At 42.5% G+C, this 12,160-nt stretch carries 9 protein-coding genes; all 9 read left to right on the forward strand.

What is annotated here, in order from left to right; translation table 11 throughout:
• Positions 1-93 precede the first annotated feature (93 nt).
• Positions 94-1,557: a UDP-N-acetylmuramoyl-L-alanyl-D-glutamate--2,6-diaminopimelate ligase gene (locus BM126_RS03150; protein WP_090988037.1), complete on the forward strand. Its 1,464-nt coding sequence runs from the start codon at positions 94-96 to the stop codon at positions 1,555-1,557.
• Between the two features lie 160 nt (positions 1,558-1,717).
• Positions 1,718-2,695: a phospho-N-acetylmuramoyl-pentapeptide-transferase gene (mraY, locus tag BM126_RS03155; protein WP_090988039.1), complete on the forward strand. Its 978-nt coding sequence runs from the start codon at positions 1,718-1,720 to the stop codon at positions 2,693-2,695.
• A complete protein-coding gene (gene murD, locus BM126_RS03160) occupies positions 2,696-4,048 on the forward strand; it encodes a UDP-N-acetylmuramoyl-L-alanine--D-glutamate ligase (protein WP_071349416.1) in 1,353 nt (450 codons plus the stop codon).
• A gap of 199 nt (positions 4,049-4,247) precedes the next feature.
• Positions 4,248-5,348 carry a stage V sporulation protein E gene (spoVE, locus tag BM126_RS03165; RefSeq protein ID WP_090988041.1) on the forward strand — a complete coding sequence of 367 codons (1,101 nt, stop codon included), beginning with the start codon at positions 4,248-4,250 and terminating at the stop codon, positions 5,346-5,348.
• Between the two features lie 583 nt (positions 5,349-5,931).
• Positions 5,932-6,840 (forward strand): UDP-N-acetylmuramate dehydrogenase, encoded by a 909-nt coding sequence (gene murB / locus BM126_RS03170; RefSeq protein ID WP_090988043.1) that lies wholly within the window; start codon positions 5,932-5,934, stop codon positions 6,838-6,840.
• A gap of 141 nt (positions 6,841-6,981) precedes the next feature.
• A complete protein-coding gene (locus tag BM126_RS03175) occupies positions 6,982-7,773 on the forward strand; it encodes a cell division protein FtsQ/DivIB (RefSeq protein ID WP_090988045.1) in 792 nt (263 codons plus the stop codon).
• Between the two features lie 615 nt (positions 7,774-8,388).
• Positions 8,389-9,690 carry a cell division protein FtsA gene (gene ftsA, locus BM126_RS03185; protein WP_071349421.1) on the forward strand — a complete coding sequence of 434 codons (1,302 nt, stop codon included), beginning with the start codon at positions 8,389-8,391 and terminating at the stop codon, positions 9,688-9,690.
• 50 nt (positions 9,691-9,740) lie between these two features.
• Positions 9,741-10,889 carry a cell division protein FtsZ gene (gene ftsZ / locus BM126_RS03190; protein WP_071349422.1) on the forward strand — a complete coding sequence of 383 codons (1,149 nt, stop codon included), beginning with the start codon at positions 9,741-9,743 and terminating at the stop codon, positions 10,887-10,889.
• Positions 10,890-11,220: 331 nt separating this feature from the next.
• On the forward strand, positions 11,221-12,147 hold the full coding sequence (gene spoIIGA, locus BM126_RS03195) for a sigma-E processing peptidase SpoIIGA (RefSeq protein WP_256212974.1): 927 nt from the start codon (positions 11,221-11,223) through the stop codon (positions 12,145-12,147).
• Positions 12,148-12,160 lie beyond the last annotated feature (13 nt).

Here is a 12,160-nt window from a genome sequence, read left to right on the forward strand (position 1 = left end):
AGAGGCATAATATTGGTTACAGATAGTCCTCGACACGCACTGCTCTCCTCCTTTATAATTAATAGCTCTAAACAGGTTGAAAGGGATGGAAAAATGAAGCTTCACAAGTTACTTTCTTATTTACACTCTTTATCAGTATTCGAAGGTGATAATCCAACTATCACTTCAATAGAAAACGACCACCGGAAAGTCAGGAAAGGAAGCTTGTTTGTTTGTATCAAAGGATACACCGTAGACGGCCATGATTATGCACAATCTGCCGTTGAAAATGGAGCAGCCGCCATACTGTCTGAAAAACCTCTTCCTTTAGATGTACCGGTCATTGCAGTACGGGATACACAAAGAGCTATGTCTGTTTTAGCAGATGCTTTTTATGAGCATCCGAGCCAAAAAATCCGTTTGATTGGCATTACAGGCACAAATGGCAAAACAACAACCTCTCACTTGCTGGAAAAGATCTTTCACGATGATAAGCAAAAAACTGGATTGATTGGAACGATGTATACAAAAGTCGGGAGCAAGATATACAACACAAAAAATACTACACCTGACAGCGTCACCCTGCAGCAGACTTTTCATGAAATGGCAGAGTCATCTGTAGATACAGCAATCATGGAAGTATCTTCTCATGCCCTTGAACTCGGACGGGTCCATGGCTGTGATTTTGATATTGCTGTTTTTACGAATCTTACACAAGATCACCTGGATTTTCATGGAACGATGGAGAACTACAAACACGCCAAGTCTCTTTTCTTCTCACAGCTTGGAAATGCTTATTTGGAAAACAGGCCAAAGTTTGCAGTCATCAATGCTGATGATGATGCAGCTCTTGATTTCATCAAAGCCACCCCTGCACATGTGATTACATATGGGATCGATCAGAAAGCGGATATTATGGCAAAGAATATCAGCATCACTTCCAAAGGGACTTCATTTACCCTGGAGGCACCTGGTATTTCTAGAGAAGTACAGCTGCAGCTTGTCGGTAAATTCAGTGTTTATAATGTTCTTGCAGCTGCAGGTGCAGCTTTATGCGCCGGAATATCCCCGGATAGAATCATTTCATCTATAGAAGAAATCAAAGGGGTTTCAGGCCGATTTGAACTTGTGCAGGCTGGACAGGAATATTTGGTGATTGTGGATTATGCACACACCCCGGACAGCCTTGAAAATGTTCTGAATACCATCTTGGAGTTTGCTAAAAAGAAAGTGTATGTGATTGTAGGGTGCGGAGGGGACCGTGACAAAACGAAAAGGCCGATCATGGCGCAAATTGCCTGCAGGCTGGCCACAGACCCTATCTTCACTTCAGATAATCCGAGAAGCGAGGATCCGCTGCAAATTCTGAGAGACATGGAAGCGGGAGTAGAGGGAGAAAAGTACACAATTATTGCGGATCGCCAAAGCGCTATAGACTTTGCGGTTTCGAAGGCAGCAGAAGGCGATGTAATCCTTATTGCAGGAAAAGGCCATGAAACTTATCAGCTGATCGGCAATCAAGTACTGGACTTTGATGATCGCGAAGCGGCAAAAAAGGCAATACTGGAAGCGAATTGATGTTTCGGTTTTATTGTTTAATATATAAAAATGAATTCAGTTCAAATCTAAGGAAAATTGCATTCTGAAAAAAACTCCGGTAACATATCCTGGAAAAGATGAAAAGATTGTCATGATACAAAATCAGTATTTTAATGAGTTAGGAATGAGGTAGTAAGGCATGCAGGAACAAGTGATTTTTTATACAATATTAGCAGGTTTTATAATAACGGTAATTCTATCTCCCGTGTTTATACCGTTTCTGAGAAGACTTAAATTTGGACAAAGCATCCGTGAGGAAGGTCCGCAGTCACATCAGAAAAAATCAGGAACACCGACTATGGGCGGCCTGGTGATATTGCTGTCTGTCACGATAGCAACATTGGCCATCACGCTTAAATTTTTTAAGCCATCTGTTGAAATGTACCTTTTATTGATGGTGATGCTTGGTTTTGGCCTGCTTGGCTTTCTGGATGACTTCATCAAGGTGGTCATGAAAAGAAATCTTGGATTAACATCCAAACAAAAATTGGCTGGACAAATTATCATATCTGTTATTTTTTATTTCGTATACAAGAATACAAGCCATTTTATTCCGGAGATAGCCATCCCGGGAACAGATCTTTCCATACATGTAGGCTGGTTTTATTTATTTATCATCATTTTCTGGCTTGTAGGATTTTCTAATGCAGTTAACCTGACAGATGGCCTTGATGGCCTTGTTTCAGGAACCTCTGCAATAGCTTTTGGGGCATTTGCAGTGCTTGCCTGGAATCAGTCTCAATATGATATCGCAGTCTTTTCGCTTGCTGTAGTGGGTGCTGTGCTTGGTTTTCTGGTATTTAACGCACACCCTGCAAAAGTATTCATGGGCGACACTGGATCTCTTGCACTGGGAGGGGCTATTGCAGCAATCGCCATTCTTACAAGGATGGAGCTCCTGCTAATTATCATCGGCCTGGTATTCGTAATTGAAACACTTTCAGTTATTCTTCAGGTGGCATCTTTTAAAACAACAGGAAAGCGAATTTTTAAAATGAGTCCCTTGCATCATCATTATGAACTTGTTGGCTGGTCGGAATGGAGAGTCGTAGTAACATTCTGGTCTGTAGGCCTGCTTTGTGCAATACTCGGAATCTACTTGAAGGTGTGGTTGTAATTGAAGGAGACAGCTAAATATACTCAGAAAAAAATATTAGTCCTGGGGCTGGCAAAGAGCGGAGTAACTGCTGCTTCCCTCCTGCATAAGCTCGGGGCATTTGTAACGGTAAATGATATGAAGCCATTATCTGAAAATCCTGAGGCACAGGGGCTGCTTGAGCAGGGAATTAAGGTCATTTGCGGAAGCCATCCTATTGAACTTTTGGATGAAGGTTTTGAAATGATCGTGAAAAATCCCGGAATCCCTTATCGAAACCCCATGATCCAGGGAGCTATCCAACGAGGGATCCCTGTCATTACTGAAGTTGAATTGGCTTACCAGATAAGCGATGCACCCTTTGTGGGTATTACGGGTACGAATGGCAAAACTACCACAACAACCTTGATCTTTGAAATGCTTAGGGAAGGCAATAAGCTTCCTCTGATTGCAGGGAACATCGGAACAGTGGCTTCCGGGGTTGCGGAAAAGGCGATGAAAAACAACACGATTGTCATCGAACTTTCATCTTTCCAGCTAATGGGCATACAGGAGTTCAAACCTCATATTGCCATCATGACAAACCTATATGATGCTCACCTTGATTATCATACTTCAAGGAGCGAATACGCGCAGGCGAAAGAAAATATTACTAGAAATCAGACAAGTGAAGACTATTTCATTTACAATGCAGACCAGGAAGAGGTTGCCGCTATGGCTGCCAGGTCCAATGCAGAACTTGTTCCGTTCTCTGCCGTAAATAAGCACGAGAATGGGGCATATATTGAGGATGAATATATGTATTTCAGAGGAGAGAAAATTATTGCTCTCTCCCAAATCGCATTGCCCGGAAAACATAACCTTGAAAACATCCTCGCTGCCGTTTCTGCTGTTAAGCTAAGCGGGGCGTCCAATGAGGCAATTGCAGGAGTACTCAGCACATTCCATGGAGTGCGGCACCGTCTTCAGTATGTGGAAACGATCCAGAAAAGAAAGTTTTACAATGATTCAAAGGCAACAAATATCCTGGCGGCATCCAAAGCACTGGGTTCTTTTAAAGATCCTGTGGTATTGCTTGCTGGAGGACTGGACCGGGGCAATGAGTTTGATGAATTAATACCTGCTCTTAAACATGTCAAGGCGCTGGTTACTTTTGGAGAGACGGCCGGGAAAATTGAGCGCGCTGCAAAAGAAGCAGGAATATCTATTATAAAACGTGTCGATAATGTAGAAAAGGCAGTGCCGGCCGCTTTCGATCTATCAGACGAAGGCGATATCATTCTTCTCTCCCCGGCTTGTGCAAGCTGGGATCAATATAAAACTTTTGAACAAAGAGGAGACATGTTTATGGAGGCCGTGCATAAGCTTAACTAAGAGCTTTTTCATACAAGCATTACCTGAGCTTAGCATAAGGAAGAATCCTTCCATTCGGCATCCTAGAGGAAAAAGCGATAATTTTATGTATCGCTTTTTTTTTGGCTTATCAGACTGCAGTCCTGATATTCGGTTTTCTCTTATGAACCGCCAAAAGCTCATGATTTCAGCTCTAATATCTTCCTAGAGGTGTTAACTTGTGCCCATAAAAAAATCCAATCCAGATCTGATTTTGATCATTGTTACATTAAGTCTTTTGGCAATAGGGCTAATCATGGTTTACAGTGCCTCTGCAATATGGGCGGCTTATAAATTTGATGACTCCTTTTATTTTGCCAAAAGACAAATGCTTTTTGCTTTTGTTGGCGTCATTGCCATGTTTTTTATTATGAATGTGGACTATTGGACATGGAGAACCTGGTCTAAAGCATTAATTATTATTTGTTTTGTATTGCTATTGGTGGTATTAATACCAGGCATAGGTGTCGCTAGGAACGGATCACGGAGCTGGATAGGGGTCGGGGCATTTTCCATTCAGCCTTCAGAATTCATGAAGCTTGCAATGATCGCCTTTTTGGCAAAGTTTCTTTCTGAAAGACAAAAGCTGATTACATCATTCAAAAAAGGCCTGCTTCCCTCCTTAGCCCTTGTATTTACTGCTTTTGGGCTGATTATGCTGCAGCCTGATCTTGGGACAGGTACAGTGATGGTTGGAACATGCATCGTCATGATTTTTATTTCTGGTGCGAGAGTAAGCCACTTTGGCGTATTGGGTCTGCTGGGCCTGACAGGCTTTGTGGGACTGGTTTTATCAGCGCCTTACCGGATGAAACGTATTACTTCCTTCCTGGATCCGTGGCAGGATTCCCTCGGCAGCGGGTTCCAAATTATCCAATCGCTCTATGCCATCGGTCCTGGCGGTCTGTTCGGACTCGGGCTCGGCCAGAGCAGGCAAAAATTCTTCTATCTCCCTGAACCGCAGACAGATTTTATCTTTGCCATACTGTCAGAAGAATTGGGGTTCATCGGAGGCTCCCTGGTTATCCTGCTGTTTGCTCTTCTCCTCTGGAGGGGCATCAGGATTGCGCTGGGTGCACCCGATCTTTATGGAAGCCTGGTTGCGGTTGGGATTATTGCCATGGTTGCCATCCAGGTAATGATAAATATCGGTGTTGTAACAGGGCTGATGCCCGTAACAGGCATCACACTTCCGTTTTTAAGCTATGGAGGATCATCATTGACTTTAATGCTGATGGCCATCGGTGTTTTACTCAATATAAGCCGATATTCCCGATATTGACACTCTTAGAAGTTCCGTTATATGAGCGGAGCTTTTTTTTTCATCTTATATGGGAATTAGGTCGGATTTGTATAAAAAATAACCATTTTTACCATGTAAGTTTAGAACGGATTTTATAAGTATTTATTGGCATTAGGGCATTGTTTAGACTATAGTATAAGAGGGTAAAGCCATCAGTGCATATCTTTATTCAAGGCTGCCTGCTTTATAAAAATAGTCTGGCTGTGCATTAAAGCGCTGCAGGCAGGATGCCGGATATTTTGCCTTTTGACTGATTTTCATACATGGGCTGAAGTAAGACTGCGGGCGGTCCTATCCTTTATATACATATAATTAACAATGACAGCTGCATTAATGATATGTTAAAATGTCTGGTCATAAAAATTAAGGTGTCACGAGGAAAATCCTGCTGGCCGGTGTACAATGGCGGATCAGCGGGCAGCTTTAATTGCACGGTGCAAAAATAAACCGGCAGTGAAAAGGAGCATGACCCGCAAAGCAGGGTGCCTTAAGTAAAAGATGAACCCATGGAAGCTATGTGGAATACGATAAAATTATTTGAGACAATTGCAGGAGGATTACAATGAGAGAAGCAGCTGAACAGCTAAAGGAAATGCAGGTTGGAAAGGTACTTGAAAATGAACCGCTTTCTAACCATACAACGATGAAAATTGGCGGCCCTGCGGATTTATTTATCGAGCCGTCATCCGTTGAAAATCTTGAAAATGCTATGAAGGTCATAAAGGAACATCATATGGAGTGGCGTGCAATTGGAAGGGGCTCTAATCTGCTTGTCTCTGACGAAGGAATAGAAGGAGCAGTTATTAAGCTTGGAAAAGGCCTGGATTCTCTAGAGATAGACGGGACTGAAATTACCGTTGGCGCTGGTTTTTCGCTTGTCAGCCTTTCTGTACAAATCAGTAAAAAAGGATTGGCTGGCCTCGAATTTGCGAGCGGCATTCCCGGTTCAGTCGGCGGGGCCGTTTATATGAATGCAGGAGCCCATGGTTCGGATATTTCCAATATCCTGAAAAAGGCATACGTTTTATTTGAAGATGGCACTTTTTCCTGGCTTACACGCGAGGAAATGGAGTTTTCCTACCGCACATCGGTTCTTCAGAAAAAAAGACCAGGCATTGTCATCCAGGCTGTCTTTGAATTAACTGAAGGAAATAAAGAAGTAATCACCGAAAGAATGCAGCAGAATAAAAACTACCGCAAAGATACCCAGCCATATAATCTTCCCTGTGCCGGAAGCATTTTCAGAAATCCGCTTCCCCATCATGCAGGCCGCCTGGTCCAGGAGGCCGGACTAAAAGGGCATTCTATCGGTGGTGCTCAGATATCGGAAATGCATGGAAACTTCATTGTAAATGCCGGCAATGGTCGTGCTGAAGATGTGCTGGCCCTTATTCAGCATGTAAAGGATACAGTGCGTGAGAAATACGGAGTGGAAATGGAAACAGAAGTTGAAATTATCGGCCGGAAATAGAAAAATCCATATTTTCATTTTTTAGCATATGTTATAATTTATCTGGAAAAACCCTGGTTTTCAGGCGTTTTCTGTTCGGATTTCTTAACAAGACAAGCCGGTTGATAAAGAGTCTATTGGTTTCAGGAAGAGGTGAGAGGGATGGAGAACGGGAAAATTATTTCCATTGAAGACCGCATCCCCAAGCTTAAACAACTGAGAAAAAGAAAAGCAAATAGAAGGCTGATTTCGCTGCTTGCTGCTTTTTTCATTCTCGTCGCCTGCATATTATATTTTCTTTCTCCTTTAAGCCATATTCGAACCATTAAAGTTGATGGCAATCGCTATATTGCTTCAGAGAAAATCATAAAGTCAAGCAAGCTATCAAATGATACAAGCATTTGGAATATTGATAAAAAAAGTACCACTGCCCTAATAAAAAAGTATCCGGAAATAGATACAGTGAAGATTTCTTCCGTTTTCCCGAACACCGTGAAAATCAATGTTTCCGAATTTGAACGCATTGCATACATTTCAAAGGATCATTTATTTTATCCGGTCATGGAGAACGGCAAGATTCTTCCGCCGTTAAAAAAGAAGGAAATCCCTGTATACGCGCCTGTTCTTATAGATTTTTCCGAGGGGAAAGCTTTGAATAAACTGCTGTCAGAGCTTGAAAAGCTTCCGCAGGTAATCAGGAATTCTATATCGGAAATCCATGATGATCCGACGAAAACTGACGAATATCATATTACAATGTATATGAATGACGGTTTTGAAGTTAGTGCGACAAGCACAACGCTTTCAGATAAAATGGTACATTATCCCGCAATTGTCAGCCAGTTGAATAAAAACGTCAAGGGAGTTATTGATCTTGAAGTTGGATCTTTTTTCAAGGCTTATAAGACTCCGGGACAGACTGATGGCACCGGGGATGATAGCAGCGGAAACTAGGGCTATATAGCTTAGTACCATGATTAAAACATGCTAACTGCATGGGGGCATGGGGTAAGATGCCCTTTGCTGATGAAGCTGAAGCTCCATTGCTCATGGCGGATCAGCTTCTGCAGGCGGAAACTTCGGGAGCGGGGGAGGCTCTGTGAATGGGCCTTGCATCTGAAGAAATCAGCAGGAAAGTTTTGCAGGGCATATTTCTTTATCCTGGAAAGGGCAAGTTTAGCTTTTCTAGGCGTACTTCTTGGTGTAGACTTGTATGTAGCCTCCCGCATAGCATGGAGGGAGATGGAAGCCTTGTTTCCCATATTAGAATTCTATTGCTGTTTCTTAATATAAAAATCATAAAAAGTTGAAATTTTAAAAGGGAATAGACACTGAGTGACGAATAATAAAGTAATGTATAACGATTGAAAAGACAGAAATAGATTGCCCTTAACAGGAGAAAAAAGGCATGAAATGCCAGAAGGCAAGAACAGTCAGCTCCTTTTTTTATATTTTTGGTAGTAATTTGCAGACAAGTATACTATCCTTTACTCTATAAGTATTTTAATATAAAAAAGAACCGGTATATAATCAGCTGAAAACGTTCAATATTGAAGGAGGTGCCATGGAATGAGCAGCAATGAAATTTATGTAAGTCTTGACATCGGTACATCCAGTGTAAAAGTTATCATTGGGGAAATGGTCAATGACTCGTTAAACATAATTGGAGTAGGCAATGTTAAATCTGATGGTTTAAAAAAGGGTTCAATCGTTGATATAGATGAAACGGTGCAATCCATTCAGCGTGCAGTGGAACAGGCCGAAAGAATGATAGGAATGGAAATTAAAAATGTAGTTGTCGGAATAAGCGGAAATCATGTATTGCTTGAGCCTTGCCATGGGGTAGTGGCTGTATCAAGCGAAAATAAAGAAATAACAGAGCATGATGTTCAGCGTGTAAGAGAAGCGGCAGAATTGGTGACCATCCCTTCCGATAGGGAAATCATAGATGTATTGCCGATTCATTACAAAGTTGATGAACTGGACGAAATCAGTGATCCCAGAGGCATGATCGGTGTGCGCCTGGAAATGCGGGGAATATTGATTACCGGATTGCGGACTATACTACATAATTCGTTAAGATGTGTTGAGAAAGCTGGGTTGGAAATTACTGACATAGCACTTCAGCCGCTTGCAGCAGGTTCACTTGTCCTTTCAAAAGACGAAAAGGAATTGGGTGTAGCGCTTGTGGATATTGGCGGAGGTTCTACTACTCTGTCTATCTTTGAACAAGGGTACCTTAGATATGCCTCTGTCATCCCTATAGGCGGAGAAACCATCACCAAGGATCTTTCCATCGTACTCCGCACGACTACTGAAGATGCAGAGAAAATTAAGATTAAACATGGACATGCCTTTTATGATGATGCCTCAGAGGATGAAGTGTTCAATATTCCGATTATCGGAAGTGACCAGCAGCAGCCTTGCAACCAGCTTATGATTTCAGAAATCATTGAAGCAAGGATGACTGAAATATTTGATCTTATCCAAGAGGACTTAAGCCGGCTTGGCTATCAGGATGTTCCGGGAGGTTTTGTGCTGACAGGCGGTGTTGTGAAAATGCCTGGGGTCCTTGAGCTTGCACAGTATGTTTTCCAAAATCGGGTTCGGACTGCAGAGCCAAACTATATCGGGGTCCGGGAGCCGCAGTATACAACAGCAGTCGGTCTGATCAAATTCGCATGCAAAAAAGCAAGAATGCAAAAAAACACCTCAAAAACTCCTGTTGCAGCGGGAGGGGCCGTTTATGAAAAAAATGAAGCCCGCCCCCAAAAGCAGCAGCCGCAGCCTCCAAAGGAGCGGACTGAAAAGAAACAGGCAGAAAAAGGTGAATCTAAGTTCAAAAAAATACTAGGTTACTTTTTTGAATAATATCGAATAAATACGGATATACGGGATTTCGTCAAAATAGGAGGATTGTCATGCTAGAGTTTGATTCTAATTTAGAGCAATTAGCTACAATAAAAGTCATTGGGGTAGGCGGCGGAGGAAATAACGCAGTTAACCGGATGATCGAGCACGGCGTACAGGGAGTGGAATTCATTTCAGTCAATACGGATGCCCAGGCTCTCAATCTATCAAAAGCAGAAATTAAAATGCAAATCGGCGGAAAGCTTACCAGGGGCCTCGGTGCAGGCGCAAATCCTGAAGTAGGGAAAAAGGCGGCTGAAGAAAGCAAGGAACAAATTGAGGAAGCTCTCCGCGGAGCAGATATGGTCTTTGTCACTGCAGGCATGGGCGGAGGAACTGGAACAGGAGCTGCTCCAGTCATTGCACAAATCGCTAAAGATCTTGGAGCATTGACTGTTGGCGTTGTAACACGTCCTTTCACATTTGAAGGACGCAAACGCTCCACACAGGCACAAGGCGGAATTTCTTCCATGAAGGAATCAGTAGATACACTGATTGTCATTCCGAACGACCGGCTTCTTGAGATTGTTGATAAAAGCACTCCAATGCTCGAAGCATTCCGCGAGGCGGATAATGTTCTCCGCCAGGGTGTTCAGGGCATCTCTGACCTGATTGCTGTTCCTGGTTTAATCAACCTGGATTTCGCTGATGTAAAAACCATTATGAGCAATAAGGGATCTGCTCTGATGGGCATCGGTATCTCTTCAGGAGAAAATCGCGCGGCAGAAGCAGCAAAGAAGGCAATCTCCAGCCCGCTTTTGGAAACCTCTATCGATGGAGCGCAAGGCGTATTAATGAATATTACGGGCGGAACCAATCTGAGCCTGTTTGAGGTTCAGGAGGCAGCTGATATCGTTGCAACAGCTTCAGATCAGGATGTTAATATGATTTTCGGATCGGTCATTAATGAAAACCTGAAGGACGAAATCGTTGTCACTGTGATTGCCACAGGCTTTAATGAAGTGGAAGTCCAAGCACGGCCAAATGCTATGCGCCCTTCTTTCGGGCAGCAGCAGCAATCAAGACCTGCTGGAACCATGAAAAGAGAGCCAGAAAGAAAAGAGCAGACTGAACAGCCTGCAAGAAACAACAATCAAAATCAGGCAGAGGAAGCTTTGGACATTCCAACCTTCCTTCGAAACAGAAACAGAAGAAGATAATTTTTTTAAAAAGCCATTCCTTGAAATTAAAGGGATGGCTTTTTTTATGTCAGGAATTATTTCTCTTGCCGCTTATTGAGGTGATTGTCATTGTTTCATAGGAATTCAGGTTCTTGCCGGGCTCTGCTGGCTAATCATGGTTAATGGCCAGACATAAAATGGACGGGCTATGAATATAAGTATTTTAATAGTGTCCTTTCAACAAAAAATGAAAAAATGTGTAAAAAACTCTTAAGTTTCCTGTACAAAAAGTGACACACTTCAATGGAGAAGCTGGGTTATACTTTGTTCAAATGAATCAAATGCGGCAGTAATTAAGGAGGGGGTATATCTGGCGTTATACTTAGACGTTATCTGGCTGTTGAATTGGTTCTTTGACTGCCTTCTCTTATATTGGTCAGCCGTCCTTCTGAAAAAAAGGCCTGCCCCCTGGAGAATTGGCCTTGGAGGTCTGATTGGATCATTGATCATAATTTTGGCATTTACCCCGTTTCACCTACTTGCGGATAAAGTCTATATGAAGCTTTTGTTTTCCGTTTTTATGGTACTTGCTGTATTTGGCTTTAACAGGTTCAATGTCTTGCTTAAAGCACTTATGACTCTTTATCTTGTAACGTTTCTTTCAGGAGGAATACTGCTTGGACTGCACTATTTCTTTCAGTCACATATTTTATCAATGCATCCTGAGAGATACCAGGGCATCAATAGATTTGGGGACCCTATGAGCTGGATGTTTGTGGTATTTGGCTTTCCGATCGCATGGCAGTTTTCTAAGCGTGCCATCGGGAACATTGAAATGACGCAGATTGCATACGAGCAAATGGCGGAAGTTTCGATTAAAATCAAGGATTTCCACTGCAGTCTAAAGGGCTTGATTGACAGCGGAAATCAGTTGTATGATCCGATTTCCAGGGCGCCTGTCATGATTGTCTCCTTGACAGACTTAGAAAGCAGGCTGCCTGCAGATATGCTTGAACTGTTTCGGAATCCGCAGGTTTTTTTGGAAAACCAGGCGCCCATCTCTTATTCATGGGAAGACAGGATAAAAATCATACCTGCCAAGGTGGTTGGGAAAGATCATCAGCTATTGATTGCCGTTAAACCGGATGAAATAAAAATTTTCCAAGGAGATAAAACATTTCAGTACAAAAATGGCCTAGTGTCTTTTGCTTTTCAGGAACTTTCTTCAGACGGAAGCTACCAGTGTATTATCCACCCGAAGATGCTGACGGGCATACCTATCCAAAATGTCTCTTGACCTGCTGGCATAA

This window comes from Bacillus sp. OV322, from assembly GCF_900112495.1.
GTDB lineage: Bacteria > Bacillota > Bacilli > Bacillales > DSM-1321 > Peribacillus.